General features: G+C 32.9%; 21 protein-coding genes. 12 read left to right on the forward strand and 9 right to left on the reverse strand.

The window, feature by feature from the left end; translation table 11 throughout:
- Positions 1–511: 511 nt before the first annotated feature.
- Positions 512–1,195 (reverse strand): DUF4294 domain-containing protein, encoded by a 684-nt coding sequence (locus K6T82_RS22600; RefSeq protein WP_223711244.1) that lies wholly within the window; start codon positions 1,193–1,195, stop codon positions 512–514.
- An 80-nt stretch (positions 1,196–1,275) separates the two neighbouring features.
- On the opposite strand from K6T82_RS22600, the gene K6T82_RS22605 reads away from it, so the two are divergent.
- The 6 genes from K6T82_RS22605 to K6T82_RS22630 all read left to right on the forward strand — a co-directional run bounded on the left by K6T82_RS22605 (position 1,276) and on the right by K6T82_RS22630 (position 9,965).
- Positions 1,276–2,364 carry a M42 family metallopeptidase gene (locus K6T82_RS22605; RefSeq protein ID WP_223711012.1) on the forward strand — a complete coding sequence of 363 codons (1,089 nt, stop codon included), beginning with the start codon at positions 1,276–1,278 and terminating at the stop codon, positions 2,362–2,364.
- Between the two features lie 30 nt (positions 2,365–2,394).
- Entirely contained in the window at positions 2,395–3,075 is a 681-nt protein-coding gene (locus K6T82_RS22610; RefSeq protein ID WP_223711014.1) for a response regulator transcription factor, read from the forward strand.
- Entirely contained in the window at positions 3,072–4,433 is a 1,362-nt protein-coding gene (locus tag K6T82_RS22615) for a HAMP domain-containing sensor histidine kinase (RefSeq protein WP_223711016.1), read from the forward strand. Before K6T82_RS22610 ends, K6T82_RS22615 begins: the two co-directional genes overlap by 4 nt.
- 84 nt (positions 4,434–4,517) lie before the next feature.
- A complete protein-coding gene (locus tag K6T82_RS22620) occupies positions 4,518–5,765 on the forward strand; it encodes a TolC family protein (RefSeq protein ID WP_223711018.1) in 1,248 nt (415 codons plus the stop codon).
- A 12-nt stretch (positions 5,766–5,777) separates the two neighbouring features.
- Positions 5,778–6,863, forward strand: a complete 1,086-nt coding sequence (locus K6T82_RS22625; RefSeq protein WP_223711020.1) for an efflux RND transporter periplasmic adaptor subunit — start codon at positions 5,778–5,780, stop codon at positions 6,861–6,863.
- Positions 6,864–6,866: 3 nt separating this feature from the next.
- Positions 6,867–9,965, forward strand: a complete 3,099-nt coding sequence (locus K6T82_RS22630) for an efflux RND transporter permease subunit (RefSeq protein WP_223711022.1) — start codon at positions 6,867–6,869, stop codon at positions 9,963–9,965.
- A gap of 178 nt (positions 9,966–10,143) precedes the next feature.
- On the opposite strand, the gene K6T82_RS22635 is transcribed toward K6T82_RS22630, so the two are convergent.
- Positions 10,144–10,521: an ankyrin repeat domain-containing protein gene (locus tag K6T82_RS22635; protein ID WP_223711024.1), complete on the reverse strand. Its 378-nt coding sequence runs from the start codon at positions 10,519–10,521 to the stop codon at positions 10,144–10,146.
- A 386-nt stretch (positions 10,522–10,907) separates the two neighbouring features.
- Here K6T82_RS22635 and K6T82_RS22640 point away from each other — a divergent pair, with 386 nt between their 5' ends.
- Positions 10,908–11,444: an SRPBCC family protein gene (locus K6T82_RS22640; RefSeq protein WP_223711026.1), complete on the forward strand. Its 537-nt coding sequence runs from the start codon at positions 10,908–10,910 to the stop codon at positions 11,442–11,444.
- A gap of 56 nt (positions 11,445–11,500) precedes the next feature.
- Here the strand turns inward: K6T82_RS22640 and K6T82_RS22645 are convergent, their stop codons facing one another.
- The 7 genes from K6T82_RS22645 to K6T82_RS22675 form a co-directional block, all read right to left on the reverse strand.
- Positions 11,501–11,887: an ankyrin repeat domain-containing protein gene (locus K6T82_RS22645; RefSeq protein WP_223711028.1), complete on the reverse strand. Its 387-nt coding sequence runs from the start codon at positions 11,885–11,887 to the stop codon at positions 11,501–11,503.
- Positions 11,888–12,044: 157 nt separating this feature from the next.
- Entirely contained in the window at positions 12,045–13,178 is a 1,134-nt protein-coding gene (locus K6T82_RS22650; RefSeq protein WP_223711030.1) for a glycoside hydrolase family 26 protein, read from the reverse strand.
- Positions 13,179–13,209: 31 nt separating this feature from the next.
- Positions 13,210–14,163 carry a phosphoribosylaminoimidazolesuccinocarboxamide synthase gene (locus tag K6T82_RS22655; protein WP_223711032.1) on the reverse strand — a complete coding sequence of 318 codons (954 nt, stop codon included), beginning with the start codon at positions 14,161–14,163 and terminating at the stop codon, positions 13,210–13,212.
- A gap of 112 nt (positions 14,164–14,275) precedes the next feature.
- A complete protein-coding gene (locus tag K6T82_RS22660; protein WP_223711034.1) occupies positions 14,276–16,624 on the reverse strand; it encodes a S9 family peptidase in 2,349 nt (782 codons plus the stop codon).
- Positions 16,625–16,779: 155 nt separating this feature from the next.
- Positions 16,780–17,610, reverse strand: coding sequence for a Cof-type HAD-IIB family hydrolase (locus K6T82_RS22665; protein WP_223711036.1), 831 nt, complete (start codon positions 17,608–17,610; stop codon positions 16,780–16,782).
- A 123-nt stretch (positions 17,611–17,733) separates the two neighbouring features.
- Positions 17,734–18,429 (reverse strand): hypothetical protein, encoded by a 696-nt coding sequence (locus tag K6T82_RS22670; protein WP_223711039.1) that lies wholly within the window; start codon positions 18,427–18,429, stop codon positions 17,734–17,736.
- 203 nt (positions 18,430–18,632) lie between these two features.
- Positions 18,633–19,583: a PhoH family protein gene (locus tag K6T82_RS22675; protein ID WP_144212431.1), complete on the reverse strand. Its 951-nt coding sequence runs from the start codon at positions 19,581–19,583 to the stop codon at positions 18,633–18,635.
- A gap of 267 nt (positions 19,584–19,850) precedes the next feature.
- Between K6T82_RS22675 and K6T82_RS22680 the strand changes: the two genes are divergently transcribed.
- The 5 genes from K6T82_RS22680 (at position 19,851) to gldG (ending at position 24,308) form a co-directional block, all read left to right on the forward strand.
- Positions 19,851–20,678: an SAM hydrolase/SAM-dependent halogenase family protein gene (locus K6T82_RS22680; RefSeq protein ID WP_223711042.1), complete on the forward strand. Its 828-nt coding sequence runs from the start codon at positions 19,851–19,853 to the stop codon at positions 20,676–20,678.
- A gap of 37 nt (positions 20,679–20,715) precedes the next feature.
- Positions 20,716–21,234, forward strand: a complete 519-nt coding sequence (locus tag K6T82_RS22685; protein ID WP_223711044.1) for a hypothetical protein — start codon at positions 20,716–20,718, stop codon at positions 21,232–21,234.
- Between the two features lie 114 nt (positions 21,235–21,348).
- Positions 21,349–21,645 carry a putative quinol monooxygenase gene (locus K6T82_RS22690; protein ID WP_223711047.1) on the forward strand — a complete coding sequence of 99 codons (297 nt, stop codon included), beginning with the start codon at positions 21,349–21,351 and terminating at the stop codon, positions 21,643–21,645.
- A gap of 252 nt (positions 21,646–21,897) precedes the next feature.
- Entirely contained in the window at positions 21,898–22,623 is a 726-nt protein-coding gene (gldF, locus tag K6T82_RS22695; protein WP_223711049.1) for a gliding motility-associated ABC transporter permease subunit GldF, read from the forward strand.
- Positions 22,623–24,308 (forward strand): gliding motility-associated ABC transporter substrate-binding protein GldG, encoded by a 1,686-nt coding sequence (gldG, locus tag K6T82_RS22700; protein WP_223711052.1) that lies wholly within the window; start codon positions 22,623–22,625, stop codon positions 24,306–24,308. The genes gldF and gldG overlap by 1 nt, the downstream gene beginning before the upstream one ends.
- Positions 24,309–24,341 lie beyond the last annotated feature (33 nt).

The following is a 24,341-nucleotide window of genomic DNA, read 5'->3' on the forward strand; positions in this document are numbered from 1 at the left end:
CAAACACTTTTTTCAATCTTTTTTCGATGTTTTTCTTAACTCACTGGTAACGCCATCTTTACAATTCAAATATTTTTCATTACTTGTGCGGTTTTTCCTCGTTTGTTTCGCTTTTCCTTGTTTTTCGCATGTTTGGGATTGTCTCTTTTGAGGGGGGGTCAGGTTTTGGGGATGTTTTTTGACGAAAATTTAAGGTAACTAAATGCACTTTGCGCCGTTTTTAATCCCGCAAAGACGCTAAGACGCCGAGTTTTTTACTTCCGCTTCTTCTGGAAACGGATCCCCTAGCCCCGATAGGAGCGGAAATCCTTTTTATGGCGGGGTTCGCCATAAAAAGATTGGAGCGCATAGCGGGAAACAGCTCCTTATTATTATTCAAATTAAAATTCTCAATGGGCTTCGACTCCGCTCAGCCTGACAAACTATACCTATATACTATATATGTATGAAAAACAAAACCCGACAGGTTTTTAAAAACTGTCGGGTTTTATACTATTATATATAGGTAGCGTTATTTCTTATTTAATTCTTTTGCCCTTTCTTGCCATTTGGCTGACAAATCATCATAATTAATGGGAGTTGCCGGTTTTTGATTTATTAATCGGCCAGATTCAAATGCACGGAGTAATATTGTTTCTATTAAATAATCCTCATTTACATCATAAGGCTTATACTCTGTTTTCAAACTAATGTCAAACAAATTTGCGGTTGTATTGGAAACAAAGGCTTTGAATCCGCTTTTTAGGGTCTTAATTAGTTCGTACGTTGTAATTCCGGTTTGACGATGAATAAGCTTAACCAAAATCTGGCCTTGTTTTCGGGACAGTTTTTTCAGCCTTTCTTCAAATTCATTATTAAGATAGTCTTCAACAATTTTAAAATATTTCTTTTTTTCGCTTCTCGTTTTTAAACGAGCCATTCCGTTGTTTAATGCTGTTAATCGTTCTGAAGCTAATTTAGCATAAGGATAAACTTTGTAAACTCTATTTTGAAGAATCTGAAATTGTTTCATTTCTTCTGCGCTTAATTTTTTCTCTTTAGAAATAATTATTTCAGGCAATTGAATAGTGTCATTTAATATAGAATCCTTTTCCGTTAATATATATCCCATTTGCTCACTCTCTTTCGGAGTAACCTGGGCACGACATGAAAGGGAAACAAATAGTATAAATAGAATAAAGCTGGTTAATCTCATCGAATCATAATTTAAATGTAAAATTATATATTTATACACAACTCTAATACCAAATTTATATTTTAGCAAAAAAATATTTTATGAGCACAAAATCTATCTTAAAAGATACTTCAATCGCTTTCTTGGAAAGCTACCTAAATAACGCCTCTCCGACTGGTTATGAAAGCGAAGGGCAAAAACTTTGGATGAACTATTTGAAACCTTATGTTGATACATTTATTACTGATACTTACGGAACGGCAGTTGGGGTGATTAATCCTGATGCTCCTTATAAAGTTGTAATTGAAGGGCATGCAGACGAAATTTCGTGGTATGTAAATTACATTACAGAAGATGGTTTAATATATGTCATTCGAAATGGCGGATCTGATCATCAAATTGCACCTTCTAAAAGAGTTAATATCCATACTAAAAACGGAATTGTTAAAGGAGTTTTTGGATGGCCAGCTATTCATACTCGTTTACGTGACAAGGAAGAGGTTCCTAAATTGAGCAATATCTTTATAGATTTAGGGTGCGAGAATAAAGAGCAAGTTGAAGCATTAGGTGTTCATGTTGGCTGTGTGATTACATATCCTGATGAATTTATGATTTTGAACGAAAATAAATTTGTATGTCGTGCAATTGATAACAGAATGGGCGGTTTTATGATTGCTGAAGTTGCACGATTATTAAAAGAAAACAACAAAACGCTTCCTTTTGGTTTATATATTGTAAATTCTGTTCAAGAAGAAATTGGTCTTCGCGGTGCCGAAATGATTGCACACAGAATTAAACCAAATGTTGCCATTGTTACCGATGTTTGCCACGACACTACAACTCCAATGATTGACAAGAAGGTTGAAGGTGACTTAAAAATGGGTAAAGGTCCAGTTATTGGTTATTCGCCAGCCATTCAGAATAAATTACGCGATTTGATTGTTAATACTGCTCAGGAAAACAAAATTCCTTTTCAGAGACATGCAACTTCTCGTGCAACAGGTACAGATACCGATGCTTTTGCCTACAGTAATGGTGGTGTGCCATCTGCTTTGATCTCTCTTCCTTTACGATATATGCATACAACTGTAGAAATGGTGCACAAGGAAGATGTTGAAAATGTTATTCAGTTGATTTATGATTCGTTATTAAAAATCGAGAATAACGAAACATTCTCTTATTTCAATTAAAAACATACCACATACTAAATTCCCCCAAGAATGAAAATACTATTACTCGAAGATGATTTTACTTTGTCTAAAGAAATCTCGACATTCTTTTCTTCAAAGGAATTCGAGTGTACGCCATTTTATGATGGTACTTTTTTGCTGAAAAAGTATTTTCCATATGATTACGACTTAGTTATTCTTGATATCAATGTTCCTGGAATAAACGGAATCGAGGTTTGTAAAGCCATTCGGGAAATTGACAAAAAAACACCTATTATTATGTTGACCGCTTTTAGCGAAATTGAAGACAAACTATCTTCTTTTGATAGCGGCGCCGATGATTATTTGGTAAAACCTTTTCATTTTGACGAATTGTATGCTCGCGTACAATCACTTTTAAGAAGAAAGGAAGTGCCTCAACAAATCGAAAATAAAATAATCGTTCAAGATTTGGAGATATTTGAAGATGAAATGAAAGTTTTTAGGTCTGGTGAAGAAATAAAACTTACTCCAAAAGAATTTAAATTGATTCTTATACTTGCCCATGCCAAAGGAAAAGTATTGTCGAAACAATTTATTGCCGAAAAGCTCTGGGATTATCATATTGAAACCAATCAGAATACTATTGAGGTTTATATCAATTTTCTAAGAAAAAAAATAGATAAAGACCATGAAACCAAACTTATTCGAACCAAAGTGGGTTACGGATATTATTTAAGCGATCAGGAATGACATTAAAAAATAGAATATCACTTTTAGTCAGTTTACTGTTTACCATTCTTTTTGGACTGGCATCAACAGTGATATTCATTTTATATTCTAATTATAGAAAAGAAGAATTTCGTGATCGTTTAGAAATCAAAGCTTTATCTAACATCAAATTATTGGTCAATGTAAAACAGGTTGACAATCAGCTTTTGAAGATTATTGATCAAAATTCGATCAATAAATTATACGATGAAAAGACTTTGGTTTTTGATTCGAATTACAAACTTATTTACAGCAGTATAGACGATGCTAAAATCAATTGGTCTGTTGATGATTTAAAATATCTAAAAAAAAACAAAACCTTTTTTAAGCAACAGGGAGATCACGAAGTCTATGGCGTTTTCTACGATACAAATTCGAAAGATTTTTATGCCTTGATTTCGGCTACTGACGATTACGGTAAAAAGAAATTATTATTCTTAAGGTACACTTTAGTTATATCGTACATCTTTTTTACTTGTTTATGCTGGGTAATTACTTCTCTTACGGTTCGAAAATTGATGAATCCGCTGAATGCTTTTCATCAAAAAATAAAAAATATAAACGAAAACAATCTCGATACCCGAATCGAATCGAAAAGCAGTAAAAATGAGATTGATCTGATTGCAGATGAGTTTAATTTTATGATGGATAGGATTGAGATTTCCTATCAGAAACAAAAAGAGTTTACCGCCCACGCTTCTCATGAATTAAGAACACCGCTTTCGCGAATGACATCTCAGATCGAAAATGCTGTCGCTGATCCAGATATTAAACAAAAAAACAAATCTTTCTTAAACGGAATTTTAGATGATGTCAATCATTTGAGTGAACTAATTCATTCTCTTTTAATTCTCTCCAAAATTGACACTAAGAGAACTGAGAATCACGAAATCCAGCGAATTGATGAAATCTTATTTTCTTCTATCGAAAAAATAAATAAAGCTTTTCCTGATTTCATAATTCTTTTTGAAATTGAAGAAAGTGATGATCTTGACACAGCCTTAGAAATACAAGGAAATAAAAATCTTTTAGAAATTGCATTTACCAATGTTCTAAAAAATGCTTGTGTCTATTCAGACAACAAACAGTCCAAAGTAAAAATAAGCACCGATCATTATCATCTGATTGTATCGGTTTCTAATACCGGAAACACATTAAGTGAAGAAGAACAAAAGAACCTTTTTGAGCCATTTATGCGTGGAGAAAACTCTAAAGGAACTTCTGGTTTTGGACTTGGATTAAGGATTGTCCAGAGAATCTTAACACTTCACAAAGCACACATAACTTACTCAAAACCAAATATTAACACGAATTTATTTCAGTTATTTTTTAATTTGTAAACTTTTTTAAGCTATTTTTAAGGTAGATTTTAAGGTCTCTTAAAGCCTGGTGATAGCATATTTGTATAATCCAAAAGCAATACAATGAAAAAGTTATTCGCACTGCTGTTATTTGCACTTCTTAATCAAGCTGCAATAGCTCAAAAAACAGTTACTCTCCAAGACTGTGAAAGCCAATTTTTAAAAAAGAACCTATTTTTACTAGCATCTCAATATAATATAGATGCATCAAAAGCTTTAACCATTCAGGCTCGTATTTGGGACAACCCAACAATTTCTGCAGAATTGAATGCGTATAATCCGGAACGAGATAAATTTTTTGATATTGGTAAAGAAGGACAAAAAGCCTTTTCTATCGAGCAGTTAATCTATCTTGGAGGTAAAAAACGAAACGAAGTGAAACTAGCTCAAGCTAATGAAAAATTAGCAGAGCTTCAATTCAACGATTTGTTGCGTACCTTAAAATTGCAGTTACGTAAAAGTTTTTACACCGTTTATTATAATTCCAAAAATCTGGAAAACACTGATAAACAATTGGGCCATATCGAGAATCTGATCAATTCCTATTCTGTACAGGCTCAAAAAGGAAATATTCCACTTAAAGATGTTGTGCGTCTACAATCATTGTATCTGAACTTCAAAAATGAAAGATTAGAAGTTATAAATGATAACATCGAAGAACAGGCCAATTTAAAACTATTAATGAATGAAACTGAAAATGTAATTCCAACAGTTAGTAGTGATGATTCTAATAAATATTTGAAAGTAATTGATTTCGACCTTAAAGGCTTTGAGGAGCAAGCAATTGCAAATCGTCCGGATTATTTGGCCAAGCAAAAAGAAATTGATGCCAACGAATTGAACGTAAAATGGCAAAAATCGCTTTCTGTACCCGACGTTACTTTTGGAGCAAATTACGATCAGCGTAGTGGTGCTTTTAATCGTGAAGCCAATGTTAGTGTTGGAATTCCGTTGCCTCTTTGGAACAAAAACAAGGGAAATATCAAATATGCTCAAACTATTTTAGAACAATCTAAAATTGAGAAACAAAATTTTGAATTGCAGCTTCAAACCGAAATTACTTCTGCATGGACAAAATGGGATGAATCTAGACAAAACTATGCGGTTATAAAACCAACTGTAAATTCGGATTTTGAAGCAGTTTATAATGGTATGCTAACCAACTTTCAAAAACGAAATGTAAGTCTTTTAGAATTTACCGATTTTATGGAAAGCTACAATCAGGCGATTATTCAGTTAAATGAATTGAAGAAAAAAGTAGTAATCGCAGGCGAAGAATTAAACAGTACCATCAACAAAGATTTATTTTAAAAAAATATAGCAATGAAACATATATTATTCTTAGGGATCGCAATTGTAAGTTTATCTCTGACAAGCTGCAAAAAAGAAGTTGAAAATCCTGAAACAAATACGTCTTTTGTTTTAAGTAACGATATGCTCAAAACAACTACAACGGCAAATGCAGAAATGTTGCCGTTAAAAAACGAGCTTAGTTTTTACGGAAAAATTACTGCTGACAATAATAAAATGATCGATGTTTATCCCTTAGTTGGTGGAAATGTAATGAAAGTTAATGTCGAACTTGGTGATTATGTAAAAAAAGGTCAAGTTTTAGCTACGATAAAAAGTACCGATGTTGCCGATTTCGAAAAACAATCCATAGATGCAAAGAGTGATTTGCTTGTTGCGAAAAATAATCTGAAGGTCGCTCAGGAATTATTTGACGGAAAATTAAACTCCGAAAGTGATGTACTTCAGGCAAAATCTGAAGTAAATAAAGCCCAGTCTCAATTGAGCAAAATTCAGGAAACGTACAAAATCTATAATATTAAAGCGGGATCTATTTACGAAGTTACTGCGCCAATAAGCGGTTTTATCATCCAAAAAAGCATCAATCAGGATATGCTTTTACGTAATGACCGTTCTGAAAATATTTTTGACATTGCAGAAATCAGCGAAGTTTGGGCAATGGCCAATATTAACGAAATTGACATTAATAAAGTAAAATTAGGAACAAGCGCTGCTGTTACCACTTTAAGTTATCCGGACAAAACGTTTAACGGAAAAGTGGACAAAATCTACAATGTTATTGATCCTGAAACAAAAGCAATGCAGGCAAGAATTAAATTGAACAATCCTGATTATATGCTTAAGCCTGATATGAATGCCAATATTAAATTGTCTTTTAATGAAAATCAATCTATGATAGCCGTACCTAGTAAAGCGATTGTGTTTGATAAAAGTAAAAACTTCGTGGTTGTTTTTAAAGATCGTAACAATATTGAAACCAGACAAGTTGAAGTTTACAGAGTTGTGGGCGATACTACTTACATCTCAAGTGGTCTGAAAGAAAACGAAAAAGTGATCACAAACAATCAGCTGTTTATTTATGGTGCTTTAAACAATTAAGACATGAACAAATTCATAAAAAATATCATTGCTTTTTCTTTAAAAAATAAAGCATTTACCTTCTTTTGGGTCGGATTATTGGCTGTTGCTGGATTTATTTCTTTCAAGAATATGCCTATTGACGCCTTTCCAGACGTGACTAATACGCAAATCATTATCATCACACAATGGAACGGAAAAAGTGCTGAAGAGGTAGAACGTTTCGTAACATCTCCGATTGAGATCTCGATGAACTCTGTTCAGAAAAAAACGAGTGTTCGAAGTATCACCATGTTTGGATTATCGGTAATCAAAATTATTTTTGACGATGGTGTCGATGATACTTTTGCTCGTTTTCAGGTAAACAATTTACTTAAAAACGTTTCGCTTCCTGATGATGTAGAGCCAGACGTTCAGCCACCTTACGGACCTACCGGTGAGATTTTTAGATATATTGTAAAAAGTAACAGTCGCGATAGTAGAGAATTATTGACATATCAAAACTGGGTAATTGACAAACAATTGCGTTCTCTTCCTGGTGTTGCAGATTTAAATGTTTTTGGAGGTCAAACCAAAACGTACGAAGTTGGGGTTGATCCTATCAAATTAGCCAAATATAACATTACGCCTTTGCAGGTTTACAATGCAGTAAATGCAGGAAACATAAATGTCGGTGGTGACGTTATTGAAAAAAACGGGCAAGCTTTTGTTGTTCGTGGAGTAGGTTTATTGCAATCCAAAGAAGATATTGGAAACATTATTGTTGACGATGCTGGCGGAAATCCAATTTTGGTTAAAAATCTGGCAGAAGTTTATGAAAGTTCGATGCCGAGAGTTGGACAAACTGGTCTTGGAAATAATGATGATGCCGTTGAAGGAATCGTTGTAATGCGAAAAGGCGAAAATCCACAGGAAACTTTGGCTTTAATTAAAGCAAAAATTAAAGACCTAAATGATAATGTTCTTCCGAAAGATATCAAAATAGAAACTTTTTACGATCGTGACAATTTAATGAATTTCACGACCGAAACGGTAATGCACAATTTATTCGAAGGTATAATTCTAGTAACTTGTGTTGTGTTTCTATTCATGGCCGATTGGCGAACTACATTTACAGTTTCTATTGTAATTCCGCTTTCTCTGCTATTTGCTTTTTTATGTTTGAAAATGATGGGAATGAGCGCCAACTTACTGAGTTTAGGTGCAGTCGATTTCGGAATTATCATTGATGGTGCCGTGGTAATGGTAGAAGGACTCTTTGTAGTTCTGGATCATAGGGCGCATCAGTTGGGAATGGAGAAATTCAATAAAATTGCCAAAGGAAGTCTAATCAAGAAAACAGGAACAGAAATGGGTAAAGCCATCTTTTTCTCTAAATTGATTATTATTACGGCGTTGCTTCCAATTTTCTCTTTCCAGAAAGTAGAAGGAAAAATGTTCTCTCCCCTAGCCTTTACTTTAGGTTTCGCCTTACTTGGAGCATTAATTTTTACTTTGACATTAGTTCCGGTTCTTTCTCATATTTTATTAAACAAAAATGTAAAAGAAAAAAACAATCCGTTTGTGAATTTTTGGGATCGAATTGTATCAAAAGGATTTGCTTGGACGTTTAGACATAAAATTCAAACCCTAATTGCTTCTACTGGATTATTGGCAGCGGTTTTCTTTTCTGCCGGTTTCCTCGGAACAGAATTTTTACCACAATTGAATGAAGGTGCTTTATGGGTTACGGCAGAATTACCAATGAGTACTTCTCTTCCTGAAAGTGTAAAAACGGCAGCAATGATCAGAAAAGATCTAGAAACTTTTCCTGAAGTAAAGAAAGTTTTATCACAAACAGGTCGAAGTAATGACGGAACCGATCCGAATGGTTTTGGATTTATTCAGCTTCAGGTTGATTTATTACCGAAAGCAGAATGGAAACGTAAAATCTCAATGGATGAATTGATCAATGAAATGGATAACAAATTGAAAGTTCATCAGGGAATTACCTATAATTACTCACAACCCGTTATTGACAACGTTGCTGAATCTGTTGCCGGATTTAAAGCTTCAAATGCCGTGAAAATTTATGGAGACGATTTAAACAAACTAGATGATCTCGCTAATAAAGTTTTAGCAGAAATTAAAAATATTCCAGGTATAAAAGATGCCGGAATTCTTAGAAATGTGGGCCAACCTGAAATTAGTGTAGTTTTAGATCGAGAGAAAATGGCAGCTTATGGCGTTACTTTAAGCGATGCACAAGCGGTTTTAGAATTAGCTTTTGGAGGAAAAACAGCAACTGAAAAATATGAAGACGAAAAGAAATTTGATGTTCGTGTACGTTTTTCTAAAGAATACAGAAAAGATGAAAAAGATTTAGAAGAAATTAAAGTGCCTACAATAAGTGGTGTAAAAATTCCTTTGAAAGAAATCTGCGATATTAAAACCATTACAGGACCAGCGTTCATTTATAGAGACAATACCAAGCGTTTTATTGGAGTAAAATTTTCTGTTCGTGACCGAGATTTAGGAAGTACAATCGCCGAGGCGCAAGCAAAAGTGAACAAATTGAAACTTCCTGCAGGTTATACAACAGGCTGGACAGGAGAATTTGAAAATCAGGTTCGTGCAAGTGCACGTCTTGCTCAGGTTGTACCAATCAGTTTAATTGGAATATTTGTACTATTATTTATTTTGTTTGGAAACTTTAAAGATTCTTTACTTGTTTTAGCCAATGTTCCTTTTGCCATAATTGGTGGAATTATCGCACTGCATATTACGGGAATGAACTTCGGAATTTCGGCAGGTGTAGGTTTTATAGCCCTTTTAGGAATTTGTATTCAAAATGGAGTTATTCTAATATCAGAATTCCATCATAACCTAAAGGCCAAGTTTACACTTGAGGAATCTATTTTTATGGGAGTAAAAGCAAGAACAAGAGCCGTGGTAATGACTGCTTTGATGGCTTCTATCGGATTAATGCCTGCGGCAATTTCAACAGGAATCGGTTCCGAATCACAAAAGCCTCTTGCAATTGTAATTATTGGAGGTTTAATAACCGCGACCGTTTTAACTTTATTGGTATTCCCAATCTTGTTTTGGGTCTTCAATCGTAAAAAACATGTACCAATCGAATAATAATTTATTTTTTTAGATTTTTTAAATCAATTGTTGGGTTTAAAAGCAGAAAGCATCATTCTTGTAATGATGCTTTTTTGTTTTTGGAAATTAATACGAAAACGAAACTTTAGCGCAAAAAAAATGACCTTTTGCTCAGAAAGGTCATTTGTTCACTAACTCAAATTTTTAAAACTGTTTATTTCAAATCTTTCAGAATTGCAATAGCTTCTGCAGCATTTGATAATTCTGCATATTTTAATGCAGTAAATCCTTTATCATTTTTTTCATTAGGACGTGCACCGCTCGCTAATAAAACTTTAATAATTTCAACTTTGTTATAACGTGCAGCCGTCATTAATGGTGAAAGATCTTCAGACATTTGGTTTACATCTGCTCCGTATTCAATAAATTTTTTCACAGTTTCAAGGTCTCCCTTGCTAATTGCAACTGTTAAAGGGGTTGCTAGATTTCTGTTACGTTCTACTTTATTTAAAGATAAAGTTCCGTTTGAAGCCATTGCTACATTTCCTAATGACAATAAGGCTACTCCTAAAATAATTACTGATTTTTTCATAATGATTGATTGTTATTAAATGATTGATATATGATGATTAATTTTAATTTCTATGTAAAGGTAATTATTAAATCGTATTATGCAATACACAGTACCATGTTTTAACTAATACTTAACATTTACTTAATAAAACCATAATAATAAGACCTGAACGTTACCAAATTGATTGGATTTACTCTAATAGACGCAACTAAACCGAAAATGTTACACTTATGGCGGAAAAAAATTACATAAAATGTCTTTTTTTTTAATTAGCAGTACAAAAGCAGTTCCGATTTTTTTAACTTTACTAATAGAATTAAAACCTAAAAGACTCAAAAACAAGCACAAAGCATCTTTTTTCATATAATATATCACAGAAATAGTAACCCCTAAACCAAAATACTATGATCATTATCAAAAGAATTCTTGTTTTTTTTATTTTAATTATTTCAATTGTTTTAATAGCTGCTTATTTTATGCCGAAAGAATATGCAGTAGAAAAAGAAATCACAATTAACAAACCGGTAGACAGTGTTTTCACTTATATAAAATCCTTAAAAAATCAGAACGAATTTAGCGTTTGGGCCAATACTGATCCGAAAATGAAAGTTACCTATAAAGGTGTAGACGGTACGGTCGGCTCAATCTCTTCGTGGGAAAGCGATGTAAAAGAAGTTGGTGTTGGAGAACAGGAAATTACCAAAATTACTGAAAACAGAAGATTAGACTTTGCACTTCGTTTTAAGAAACCAATGGAAGATACTGCGGTTGGGTTTATGTCAACTGAACCTCTTTCGGGAAACGTAACAAAAGTAAAATGGGGTGTCAATGGCATAATTCCATATCCAACAAACATTATGCTTCCTATGCTAAAAATGGACCAAATGATTGGAAATGATTTGCAAAAAGGTCTTGAAAATCTTAAAGACAAATTAGAATAATGTTTAAAAAGTGCAATTCGGCTGTATCCGCGTTGCACTTTTTATTAATCTCTATTTTATTTTTGTAATGTTATGCTTTTCAAAATAAAAATAGATTCAGTCGCTTTTGCATATTCGGCATACTTCAAAGCGGTAAAACCATGCGAATTTTCGATTGATAAATCGGCTCCATGAGCAAGCAAAATTTTAATAATCTCACATTGATTAAAACGCGCAGCCACCATTAATGGTGTCATATTGTTTACCATTTTATTGGTATTGGTACCGTAAGTTACAAATTTCCTAACGGCTTCAACATCGCCTTTACTGATTGCAAGATGCAGTGGCGATTTTCCCAAAAACGAAAACTCTACCTGATTTTTAATTCTTACTGTAGAATTTGATGCGTTTAACGTGTTTGCAAAAACTAAAATTGCTCCTAAAATAATTACTGTTTTTTTCATGATGATTGATTGTTTGTTAAATGATTGATGATGATGATTTCTATTTAGACGACTTACAAGTCGTTTTAGTTGCATGATTTTTCATTTTTTTTCAAAAAAAAAGCACAACCCAGGTTTTATGCCGAATTGTACTTCTTAAATTGTCGTAAAAACTAAACTAAATTTTAAACTTACTGCTGTAAATATTCTTAATATCTTTTTCAAACAAGGTAAAAGGATCATCATAAAATTTCACAAAATCTTTTTCGCTTACCTGTCCCGGAAAAGGCGCGTAATAATGTGTTGGACTGGCAATGTCATTTCGCCATACTAAAACGTAACTCAATTGTAAATTATCCGATTTTAAAGTTTTAAGAAGTACTTCTGTCCACCACTTTTCGTTTGGAATTGATTCTAAACCTGTTTCTGTAAAAGCTGCGAGTTTTTCCTTTTGAATGGCTAAATCTGAAAATATTTTAAGTTTTTTTAATCCGGTTTCTACATCATATTTACCGTCACGCCCAAAATCTCCGTAATCATCCATTCCCAACATATCGACATATTCATCACCGGGATAACGTTCTAAATATTCTTCAGCAGAATTAAAACGATTATCAGGAGAAAAAGCATAAATAAAATTGTGGACTCCTAAAATATCTTTCAAATAAGAAACTGTAAATTGCCAGACGGCAATAAAATCTTCACGAGAAGTTTGAGCTTTTCCCCACCAAAACCAATCGCCATCAAATTCATGAAAAGGTCTGAAAATCATTGGAGAAAGTTTACCGTCTTTCGCTTTTACAGAATGAGCAAAGTCGGCAATCGTTTTTAAAATTTCTTTGTATTGTTCGTGATGAGAACCTCCAGGTTTGATCAAAGTCATTGAAGCAGTTGAAATTCCATCTTTCCAATAAAATCCTCCTTCAGAAGCAGGATTATTAAAATGCCAAGAAACAGTTGTAATTCCGCCACGCTCATAAGTAGCAATTACATTTTTTCTTAAAGTTTCTTTTGTATTCTCAATTTGTTCTTTCGAACGACCAGAAAAATCGCTAAAATCGATTCCAATCACCGCAGGATGCGAGCCTGTAACCGATTTAACATCAGAACGATTGGGTTCATTACTCCAGCCATGTCCGTACTCAAGTGCATGCTGATGCCCAAAAAGAATATGTTTCTTAGAAATGGTTTTTAAATTCTTGTAGAGATTCTTGGTTTCTTTTGTTGCATTTTTGTCAATCTGCGCCAAAAGAAAATGCCCTGCTATAAGACATACAAATAACAGGGCATTTTTTTTAGTTATAAAAGTCATGGTTTAAATAATTAGTTTAAACCCGAAATTACTATTTTGAAGAAAGGTAATCTAATACGTTTTTTTCAATACGTTGATCAATATTGTCAATATCCGCTTTTACAAATTTCTCTCCTAGAATATTCTCGTACAATTCGATGTATCTTTCAGAAACAGACTCGATATACTCGTCTGACATATCTGGAATCTGCTGTCCTTCCTGACCTTGGAAACCATTTTCGATCAACCAACGACGAACAAATTCTTTAGATAATTGTTTTTGCTCCTCTCCTTTTTCTTGTCTTTCTGCATATCCGTCAGCGTAGAAATAACGAGAAGAATCTGGAGTATGAATTTCATCAATTAAAACGATAACACCGTCTTTTGTTTTTCCGAATTCGTATTTTGTATCTACTAAAATTAATCCACGAGAAGCTGCAATTTCTGTTCCTCTTTGAAATAAAGCGCGAGTATATTTTTCTAAAACTAAATAATCTTCTTCAGAAACAATCCCTTTAGCTAAAATATCTTCACGAGAAATATCTTCGTCATGAGAACCATTATCTGCTTTTGTAGTCGGTGTAATAATTGGCTCAGGAAATTTATCGTTTTCTTTTAAACCTTCAGCCATCGTAACGCCGCAAATTTGTTTTCTTCCAGCTGCATATTCACGAGATGCGTGTCCAGACAAATAACCACGAATTACCATTTCTACTTTAAAAGGCTCACATAAATGTCCAACAGCAACACTTGGATCTGGAGTTGCAATCAACCAGTTTGGAACGATATCTTGTGTTAGTTCCATAAATTTAGTTGCAATCTGATTTAGGATTTGTCCTTTGTACGGAATTCCTTTTGGCAAAACCACATCAAATGCCGAAAGTCTATCGGTTGCTACCATTACCAAAAGTTCGTCGTTGATATTGTAAACTTCTCTAACTTTTCCGCGGTAAACTGATTTCTGGTTCGGGAAATTAAAATTTGTAGTTGTGATTGTATTGCTCATTTTGTTGTGTTGTTTTTTATGAATGCAAATTTAAAATTATTTCAGAGAGCAGCAAGAAAGTATTCCGTTTAAGTCTCACTTTTCCGTTTTGATTCGATAACTTAAAGCAAAATTACTCTTTTAAAAGTGTTTCATTAAACAAATTTAAGATTCTGCTGTATTCATCAATCCATGAATATGTTTCTTTAAAACCATGAGATTCAACTGGAAAGGATGCTAGAGTCCAATTCTTTTTCTGCAGCTCAATAAAACGTTGTGACAAACGCACGATATCTTTATATTCCACATTATCGTCTACCATTCCGTGCAACATAACAAGGTTTCCTCTTAAATTATCCGCGAAATAAATTGATGAACTTTTTTTGTAAGCTTCTGGATCTGTTTCCGGAAAATTCAAAATATTACCTGTATATCCGTGATTGTAATGTGCCCAATCTGTTACAGAACGCAAAGCAGCACCCGATTTAAATTGGCCTGGAGTAGTTAACATTCCCATTAAAGTAATAAAACCGCCATACGAACCACCATAAATTCCTACCCTATTAGCATCAATACCTAAATTTTCGACCAAGAATTTTTTACCATCCAAATGATCTGATAAATCTTTTCCTCCCATAAAGCGATAAATTCCGGTTCTAAAATCTCTTCCATAACCATCACTTCCTCTATAGTCAATATCTAAAACCGTGTATCCTAAATCTGTTAACAGATTATGAAACATATATTCACGATAGTAATTGCTCCAGAAATTATGTGCATTTTGAAGATAACCTGCACCATGTACAAAAATTACAGCTGCTTTATTTGCATTTTCTGTTTTCGGAGTGTATAATCTCGCATTAACCGAAATTCCGTCCTGAGCTTTAAAAGTAATCACTTCTGGTTCTCTCCATTTGTATTTTTTGAAATCTTCCGAAACCGAGGAAGAAATTTGCTGCAAGACCGCGTTCTTCTTATTATCTGTAATGTAAAAGTCCCAAGGAATATTTTTGTATGAATAGCGGACCAGAAGAGATTTTTCATCTGGAGATAAAACTACTTCATGCGCACCATTTTTAGTTAAAATTGGTTGTAAAGTTCCATCTGTAACAGCTAGTTTATAAAACTCTCTATTACCTGGATGTGTCGTATTTGTTGTTAAATAAAATGCTTTTTTATCTTTGGATAAAGTTACATCACGTACTTCCCAATTTCCTTTTGTAAGCTGTGTTTTCTTTTTATTTTTTAAGTTAATAGTATATAAATGAGAATAACCCGTAGCTTCAGATTGAAAATAAACCGTTTCATTATCAGCCAAAAAACCTAAGTTTCCTGAAGAAAATGAATAAGCAGGAATTCCAGGTCCGGCAATCCATGCTTCGTCATGCTGGTGTTCAATTTCTTCAAACGTACCTTTATCTAAATCTAGACTAACAATCCATCTGTCTTTATTGTCTTGACTTCTTATATCTATTATTGCCAATGATCCGCTTTCGTTATAAATTGGCGCATTCGGAACTATTAATTTATCTTCTTTGGCTTTATTTTTTAAATTATCATATAAATCATAATATTTCGGTGTATCTTGAATACCACTTAAAGTCGAAAAATTCACGTAATAAACAGAATCTCTTGCCACAGAATAAATTCCGAATCTTGTTTTTACAAGATTTTTTGTCGAAACTTTTTCTTTCGTATCCGGACTTTGATTATAACCATCTGCCGTTATAAAAACCTCCATTCTTTCTCTTTTAACTTCAGGCTGTTCAATCAAAACAAACGTAGCGTAATTTCCATTTGGATTTACCTGAAGTGCTCTAAATTCATCATTTCCATAAAAATATTGTTTCGCAAAATCAGATTTAACCAGTTTACTTTTGTCAAGATTCCATTGTTTTTTTGCTTCTTTGTCTCTTATAAATTGAAACAATTCTTTTTGCTGTACATTTAAAAAAGATCCGCTATCTGTTTTTATGTCTTTTTTTATTCCTTTATTGAAATTGGTAATTTGTAAAATTGTCCCAGCTTTGGTATCGCATTTAAAAATATTATCATTTTGCTCATAAAACAATATGCCTGACTGAGTTCCTAATTGCAAATTAGATAATCCTGCTGACTGCTGAATTAATTTCTTTACTGTTTTAGACTGAATCGAATAAGAAAACAAACTTCCATTATCTAAATAATAAACTACATCTGATCCTGGTTTGGTTTTGAAATCCATTTTAGAAAAAGCAGCTTCTTTTGCTGGCACTACTTCTGGTTTTGACATTCCTTTCTGCCAATAAAATGTACTCGGTCCTAATTCATCTTTTGGATTCCATTCAAAATAAACCTTTTTACCATCTAAAGACCAGCGACCGTTTGTGGGTTGATTTCCGATAAAAGATTCGCCTTTCATTATTTCTTCTAATTTTAATTCTTGGGAATTTCCTAAAACGGAAAGAAATAATAAGGCAACAGCAAAAATATTTTTTGTCATAATGGATGTTTTTTGAGAAAACAAAAATACATCGTGAAAACTTCTAAAAAAATCTTTTGACTATTTCCTTGCGAAATTCTTTCTCTTAATAAAAAAATCCCTGAAGAAAAGCCTTCAGGGATTTAGATTTTTAAAGTCGAATATTTTTGTTTGATTTAGCTTGTTGCTAATTCTTTATCTAAAATTCTAGTGGCAATATATTTTGCAACTCCATCTTCTGCATTCGTTTTAATTACTTCTAAATCAGAAAGCTCTTCTTTTAACGAAGCTGGAGCATTGCCCATAATCAAGCCTTTTCCAGAAGCAGAAAGCATTTGAACATCATTGTAACCATCTCCAAAAGAAACCGCTTCTTGCAGAGTAAAACCTTCTCTTTCTAAAACTCTTTCAATAGAAACGGCCTTATCGATAGATTTATCCATAAATTCCAAACAAGTCGGCAAACTGAACGCATGATGCAGATGTTCTGAAGAATTGGCTAAAATTGCATCTTTTAGTTTCACTAATTTTTCATGATCCGGACAAGAGAAGAAAATCTTAATCGCAGCAAAATCATCTAATGTTTTATAATCTACCAATTCTGGACGGTATTTTAATTCTTCCTGAAATGAATTTAATTTTTCATTCCATTTATTAGTTTGCCACGTCTGTTCTTTAAATAAAACAACCGTAATTTCTGGATCTATTTCTACATTTAATGCTGCTTTAACTACATCACTGTCTAAGTTGAAAGAAAAAAGTTCTTCTTTATTTGGCGAATGAACCCTGGCTCCGTTTGAACTTACCAAATAAATAGGAATTTCCAGTTTGTCAATAATTGCCATGGCGTCTAAATGATGACGACCTGTAGCTACAACAATAAGATAACCCTGATTGTGAAGTTCTTGAAAAATGGATTTGGTATAATCTGAAATTCTGTGTTGCGGGTTGAGTAAAGTTCCATCAAGGTCACTTACTACAACTTTTATATTTTTAAGTTTTGTCATATTAATAATCAAATAATTATGATTGCAAATTTACGATTTTAAGCCCGGAAGACCAAAGTTTGACAGTTTTGAGAGCTCGAAATAAGGCAAGTTTATTATTTATTTAACTATTTCGTTAAATATTTAGTTTTTAAAATCAAAACCATCTTTCCAACTATTTATCTCTTTAGGATGCTCTGCATCATCTGGATAATTCTGCTTTACAAACTCAAATTGTTCTTTTGTTAATAGCACAATTTTTCCATCGTTACCAGATGTAATCGGATAAAATTGTTCTGCACTTCCTTGTATTTGTAACTGATCATTTAGCATTGCAATAAAATTTAAATATGCTATCGTCCAATCATAATTCCCAAAATCATCATCAAAAGCGATATACTCCTTTCCGTTTAGTTTTATTGTGTGTAACCAATGTTTATCAGTCATATCATGAAATTCATCAGATATTAAAAGTTTTAACTTTAACTTATCAAATGAAATTTTCACAGTTTCCAAGTATTGAATTAATCCTCCTCCTTCAAATAAAGCTTCACTATCAATAAAGTAAAACCTATTATCGGTAAAACTCAAATCTTCTCTCATATAACCTTCGAAAAAGTTTAATTCATCATAAGATTTTTCAAAATCCTCTTTTGTAATTCTTAAATCTTTTTTATCTGTTAAATTGAAAAAGTTTAATTCATTCAGTCGTAAAACTATTTCTTTACCTGTTAATTTATTTTTGTTTATTCTATTATTATTTTTATCATTCTTTTGCGCATAAAACCTGAAAGAAACAAAAAACAGTAAACCTAAAACCAAAATAATTTTACTTTCCATTTATTAATTCATAATAATATTTATCCACATTTATTTCAAAAAAATATTCGTTTTGCACCTTTCCTTAAAAACGCACAAAACGAATATTCTTCAATTTATTAGCCACAGATTAAAAGATTAAAATGATTTCTAAATCAATGTAAATCCTTTAATCTATGACAAATTCATTTCACGATTTACATTTAACATTTCACTAAAAATTATTAATCGTGATTCTCAATTTGCTTGTAAGCATCGATTACCTTTTTAACCAATCTGTGACGTACGATATCTTTATCATCAAGATAAATAATTCCGATACCTTCGATGTCTTTCAGAACCAAAATGGCTTCTTTAAGACCAGAAATAGTTCTTCTTGGTAAATCGACCTGTCCAGGATCACCCGTAATCATAAATTTGGCGTTTTTTCCCATACGGGTCAAAAACATTTTCATTTGTGAGTGAGTGGTGTTTTGTGCCTCATCAAGGATTACGAAAGCATTATCCAATGTACGTCCACGCATAAAAGCAAGCGGCGCAATCTGAATAATTCCTTTCAAAATATAATCCTCTAGTTTTTCGTTCGGAAGCATGTCACGCAACGCATCGTAAAGCGGCTGCATATAAGGATCTAGTTTTTCTTTCATATCTCCAGGAAGAAATCCGAGATTTTCTCCCGCTTCTACCGCAGGACGCGTCAGAATGATCCTTTTTACTTCTTTATCTTTTAGCATTTTAACCGCCATAGCGACACCGGTATAGGTTTTTCCGGTTCCAGCAGGACCAATAGCAAAGACCATATCGTTTTTCTTGATCGTATCAACCAGTAATTGCTGATTTGGCGTCATTGCCTTGATAATCTTACCGCCAACACCATGAACTAAGATTTTGTCATGATCGTAAGCTCTTTTTTCTTCCTGACCATCGCTCATAATCACACGTTCAATTACATTATCATCAATATTATTGTAACGTGTAAAATGAAGCATTAATCTTTGAAATCTTTTTTCGAATTCATCTAAAACTTCTTTTTCGCCAAATGCCTTTAAAGTTGTCCCTCGTGCTACGATTTTAAGCTTCGGGTAGTACTTTTTAATGATTTCCAGATGGCTGTCCTGAGCGCCCCAAAATTCTTTTGGTGCAATATCTACTAGCTCGATTATTCTTTCGTTCAAATGAAGTAGTTTTAAATTAAATAATTCCTTTTTTACTATTTAGAGGTTGTCGGGTCTTTTTTGGGTCACAGTTTATAGGTCGCAGTTTTCAGTTTTTTCCTCAACTAAACTTAATCTTCTGGATATAAATACTGTAACTTGCAAAAACTTTAAAAAACACAAATTGTCTTTTCTTTCTTTCAATTTGTATTTACTATTACTAGCTTTGCATTTCTCAAATTTAATGAAATTTAGATTTAAATACTATCAATAGTTATAAACAAAATTATGTCAATAATTACCCTTACAACAGACTACGGCTTGAAAGATCACTTTGTGGGCTCGCTGAAGGGTAAAATACTTTCCGAAAATCCAGAGGTTCAGATTATTGACATTTCTCATGACATTGATCCCTTTAATACTGCCGAAGCAAGCTACATTATTGGCGCTTCTTATTTGAGTTTTCCAAAAGGTACAGTTCATCTAATTGGCGTTGATATTGAACGCAATAAAGAGAACCAGCATATCGCTATGCAATGGAACGATCACTACTTTATTTGCGCCGATAACGGAATCTTGAGCATGCTTACACAGAAGATTGTTCCGCAGAAAATTGTGGCGATTAACATTCACGATCGTTTTCCTATTGAAGCTACTGATTTAGATATTTTTATTCAGGTTGCTTCTCATTTATCTAAAGGAGGTTTACTGAATGTTATCGGAAAAGAAATTACAGCGATTAAAGAGGCGACCGAATTACAGGCTATTGTGGCCAATGACGGAAATTCTCTAAAAGGATACGTGATTTACATTGATCATTTTGGAAATATTGTTACTAATATTTCTAAAAAACAATTCTTAGAAGTAGCTCGAGGACGCCCATATGAAATCGTAATGAAGCCTAAAAACATCAAAACAATTTTACCTAATTATTCGGCAATTGCAACTTCTGACAAGTATCCTATCAAAACTTATGAAGGAGAAAAACTGGCTATTTTTAATGAAGCCGGCTTTTTAGAAATCGCTATTTTCAGAAGCAATCCTTCTAAAGTCGGTTCTGCAAATAGTCTACTTGGATTGAATTATCGTGATGTGATTACGATTAAGTTTTCTTAGTTTTTAAATAAATCATTTCACTTCAATAAGAAATCTAATGACGAAAATCAAAGACGTAAATCAAGGTGATCTTTTAACATTCATTAACGAAGAAAACAAATACAAAATTCTTCTTTGCACCAATGTATATAAAGATCGAAGTCCACAAAACTTTACTTTTTGTCTTTTAGATTATAATAAAACAGAAAAGCCAACACTGGATGATATCGAACATTTGAGCTTTTTTGGTGTTGGTAATATGACTAAGAAAAACTTGCACAATTATTCAGAACAGGAATTAGAAAAAATGTGGTTTTTACATCCTGAAATAAAACCATGTCTTTTAGGTTCTTGCTCATTGGTAATCTGGCGAAAAGATTTTATGAAATTTCGTGACAATTTAGAATTTATCGGTAATCTGGAAATTCTTCACAACATTAATAAAAACGGAAATTGTGGTATAAATGCAAGCGATTGGGGATTTCTAAAAAGTTTTTATGGTGAAAAATTGATGAAATTTATTGATGAAAGAGGACAAAAACTTTTCAGTTTAAATGCCATCATTAAGTCAACTTAGTCACTCAAAATGATTTTTTGCAATAAATGATCCTTTAAAAGAAAAACAAGAATCAAATTTGGTACTTTTGCGCACCTGTAAAGCTTTATGCTTTCAAAATCTAAAATAATTAAGATGTTCGTTAGAATAGTAAAAATGAGTTTTCATGAAGAAAAAATTCCAGATTTTCTAGAGAATTTTGATTCTGTGAAAGAGAAAATACGAAATGCAGAAGGAAATCGTTTTTTAGAATTGTATCAGGATAAAAATAATAAATGCGTCTTTTTCACTTACAGTTATTGGGAAACCGAAGCCGATTTGGAAAATTATAGAAATTCTGAGCTTTTTAATACTGTTTGGAATTTTACAAAAAAATTATTCAATGCAAAACCAGAAGCGTGGAGCGTTGATAAATTGGTAAGTTTAAAATAGTTTCAGGTTTCAAGTTTCAAGTTAATATTGGAACGGAGAATTGGAACGATTTTAACCGCAAAGCACGCAAGGATTTTTTCCTAAGATCCTTTTAAAAACGCAAAGTTCGCAAAGCTTTGTGTAAAAAAACTTTGCGAACTTTGCGTAAACCTTGCGCCTTTGCGGTTAAAAACACAAAGTAAAGCAACGTGAAACATGAAACAAAAATCGATTAAACGGTTAAACAAAATAAAACGATTAAACAAAAAATAAATGAAATCAATCATTTTAAGAGAAATAAAATCCTTTTTTGGCTCGCCGATTGGCTATTTGGTCATTGCTATTTTCTTAATTAGCAACGGACTATTTTTATGGGTTTTCGAAGGAGATTACAATATATTAAACACCGGTTATGCCGATTTGACTCCGTTTTTCACGTTAGCTCCTTGGATTTTGATTTTCTTAATTCCAGCCGTTACGATGAGAAGTTTCTCTGACGAAAAAAAACAAGGAACTTTGGAGTTATTATTGACAAAACCTTTATCCATTTGGCAGATCGTAAATGGTAAATTTTTCGGCTCATTTTTATTAATCATCTTGGCCATTATTCCAACTTTAATTTATGTAAAAGTCATTTCAGATTTAGGTTCGCCAGAGGGCAACATCGATATGGGAAGTACCATTGGTTCTTATTTTGGATTATTGTTTTTAATTGGCTCTTATTCCGCAATTGGAATCTTTACTTCTACGCTATCAGAAAATCAGATTGTCGCTTTTATTATCGCAGTTTTCTTGTGCTTTTTCTTTTATTTTGGCTTTGAAGGTTTGAGTTCATTAATTCCTGGATCAAATACTTTTATTTCAGCTTTAGGAATGCAGAATCACTTCAAGAGTATGAGCCGAGGTGTAATTGATACACGCGATATTATTTATTTCTTAAGTATATCTGTCGCTTTTCTTTCTTTTACTGTTTATCAATTAAAATCTTTTAAAGCCTAATGAAATCTTCTACAAAGCAAAATATCAAGACGTTAGGTATTACAATTTTTATTTTAATTGTTTTAAATGTACTTGGAACGCTGTTTTTCCATCGTTTTGATCTAACGAAAGACAAACGTTATACTTTATCGCCAACTTCATTACAAATTGTAAAACAAGTTGAAAATCCGCTTTCTATAAAAATTTATATGGAAGGTGATCTTCCAGCAGATTTTAGACGTTTGCAACAGGAAACCAAGCAATTATTGGAAGAATTTCAAGCTTACAACAAAAATATTGTTTTCGAATTTGTTGATCCGTTAGCGAATGAAGAAGAAAGTGATGAATTGACCAAATCACTTTTCCAAAAGGGATTAACACCAATAAACATCACAGTCGACGACAAAGGAAAACAATCTCAAGCAATGGTTTTTCCTTGGGCAATTGCCGTTTACAACAACAAAGAAGTGAATATTCCATTATTAAAAAATATAATGGGAGCTTCGACAACACAAAAAGTTATCGGATCTATTCAGCATTTAGAATATTCTATTGCAGATGCGATTAATAAAGTAACCAAAAACAAGCAGAAAAAAGTTGCCATTATTAAAGGAAATGGTGAATTGAAAGAAAGGCATATTGCTGGAATGCTAAAGCAGATTCACGAAAGTTACCTAATAGGGCCATTTACATTAGATTCAGTTGCTAAAAATCCGAATGGAACTTTGAGGGAACTTAAAAAATACGATTTAGCAATTGTTGCAAAACCAACAGAAAAATTCTCTGACGAAGAAAAAGAAGTTCTGGATCAGTTTATTATGAATGGAGGAAAGACCCTTTGGTTAATCGAACAGACTGCTGCGGACATGGATAGTCTTTATAATGATATGGGCGCAACTTTGGCTTATCCGAGAAATTTAAATCTAAACGATATGTTCTTCAAATACGGATTCAGAATTAATCCTGATTTGATTAAAGATGAGCAGGGAACTCCAATAAAACTGGCAACGGGCGAACAAGGAAGCGCGACACAATATCAGGATTTTATCTGGAAATTTGCGCCACAAGTTTATCCGATAAGTCAGCATCCAATCGTTAAAAATCTGGGTGGAATCAAATTCGATTTCGCGAATCCGATTGATACTTTGAAAAACGGAATTAAGAAAACGGTTTTATTGCAATCTTCTCAATATTCTAAAACTATCGGAACGCCAACCGAAGTTAATCTGAATATGGTAACGGAAAAAACGACTCCGCAGGATTATCTGAATAAAGGAAACAAACCGCTTGCTGTCTTATTGGAAGGTTCTTTCCATTCGGCTTTTGAAAACAGGGTTTTACCTTTCAAAGACAATTCTTTCACAGCACAAGGGAAACCAAACAAAATGATTGTAATTGCTGACGGAGATATAGCAAGAAACCAGTTAGACAAAAATATGATGCCAGTTGAGTTGGGTTATGACCAAAGAACGGGTCAATTATATGACAACAAAGACTTCATCATGAATAGTATCAATTATTTACTTGACGATACGGGACTTATTAACATCAGAAGCAAAGATGTTGAACTGCCTTTATTAGACAAGGAAAAAGTTTATCAAAGTTATACTTTGACACAATTCATAACTATCGGAGTTCCAATTCTAATTTTATTGCTATTCGGACTTGCCTTTACTTTCATCAGAAAAAGAAAGTACAGCAAATAGATGTTAATAAAAAAATGTAATAGTTTGGATAGT

Origin of the sequence: Flavobacterium potami (assembly GCF_020026915.1) — a bacterium.
GTDB lineage: Bacteria > Bacteroidota > Bacteroidia > Flavobacteriales > Flavobacteriaceae > Flavobacterium > Flavobacterium potami.

Bases quoted from the DNA above. Each gene is read 5' to 3' on its own strand.
- K6T82_RS22600 (WP_223711244.1), bottom strand. From the start codon at position 1,195: ATGAGATTAACCAGCTTTATTCTATTTATACTATTTGTTTCCCTTTCA.
- K6T82_RS22605 (WP_223711012.1), top strand. From the start codon at position 1,276: ATGAGCACAAAATCTATCTTAAAAGATACTTCAATCGCTTTCTTGGAA.
- K6T82_RS22610 (WP_223711014.1), top strand. From the start codon at position 2,395: ATGAAAATACTATTACTCGAAGATGATTTTACTTTGTCTAAAGAAATC.
- K6T82_RS22615 (WP_223711016.1), top strand. From the start codon at position 3,072: ATGACATTAAAAAATAGAATATCACTTTTAGTCAGTTTACTGTTTACC.
- K6T82_RS22620 (WP_223711018.1), top strand. From the start codon at position 4,518: ATGAAAAAGTTATTCGCACTGCTGTTATTTGCACTTCTTAATCAAGCT.
- K6T82_RS22625 (WP_223711020.1), top strand. From the start codon at position 5,778: ATGAAACATATATTATTCTTAGGGATCGCAATTGTAAGTTTATCTCTG.
- K6T82_RS22630 (WP_223711022.1), top strand. From the start codon at position 6,867: ATGAACAAATTCATAAAAAATATCATTGCTTTTTCTTTAAAAAATAAA.
- K6T82_RS22635 (WP_223711024.1), bottom strand. From the start codon at position 10,521: ATGAAAAAATCAGTAATTATTTTAGGAGTAGCCTTATTGTCATTAGGA.
- K6T82_RS22640 (WP_223711026.1), top strand. From the start codon at position 10,908: ATGATCATTATCAAAAGAATTCTTGTTTTTTTTATTTTAATTATTTCA.
- K6T82_RS22645 (WP_223711028.1), bottom strand. From the start codon at position 11,887: ATGAAAAAAACAGTAATTATTTTAGGAGCAATTTTAGTTTTTGCAAAC.
- K6T82_RS22650 (WP_223711030.1), bottom strand. From the start codon at position 13,178: ATGACTTTTATAACTAAAAAAAATGCCCTGTTATTTGTATGTCTTATA.
- K6T82_RS22655 (WP_223711032.1), bottom strand. From the start codon at position 14,163: ATGAGCAATACAATCACAACTACAAATTTTAATTTCCCGAACCAGAAA.
- K6T82_RS22660 (WP_223711034.1), bottom strand. From the start codon at position 16,624: ATGACAAAAAATATTTTTGCTGTTGCCTTATTATTTCTTTCCGTTTTA.
- K6T82_RS22665 (WP_223711036.1), bottom strand. From the start codon at position 17,610: ATGACAAAACTTAAAAATATAAAAGTTGTAGTAAGTGACCTTGATGGA.
- K6T82_RS22670 (WP_223711039.1), bottom strand. From the start codon at position 18,429: ATGGAAAGTAAAATTATTTTGGTTTTAGGTTTACTGTTTTTTGTTTCT.
- K6T82_RS22680 (WP_223711042.1), top strand. From the start codon at position 19,851: ATGTCAATAATTACCCTTACAACAGACTACGGCTTGAAAGATCACTTT.
- K6T82_RS22685 (WP_223711044.1), top strand. From the start codon at position 20,716: ATGACGAAAATCAAAGACGTAAATCAAGGTGATCTTTTAACATTCATT.
- K6T82_RS22690 (WP_223711047.1), top strand. From the start codon at position 21,349: ATGTTCGTTAGAATAGTAAAAATGAGTTTTCATGAAGAAAAAATTCCA.
- gldF (WP_223711049.1), top strand. From the start codon at position 21,898: ATGAAATCAATCATTTTAAGAGAAATAAAATCCTTTTTTGGCTCGCCG.
- gldG (WP_223711052.1), top strand. From the start codon at position 22,623: ATGAAATCTTCTACAAAGCAAAATATCAAGACGTTAGGTATTACAATT.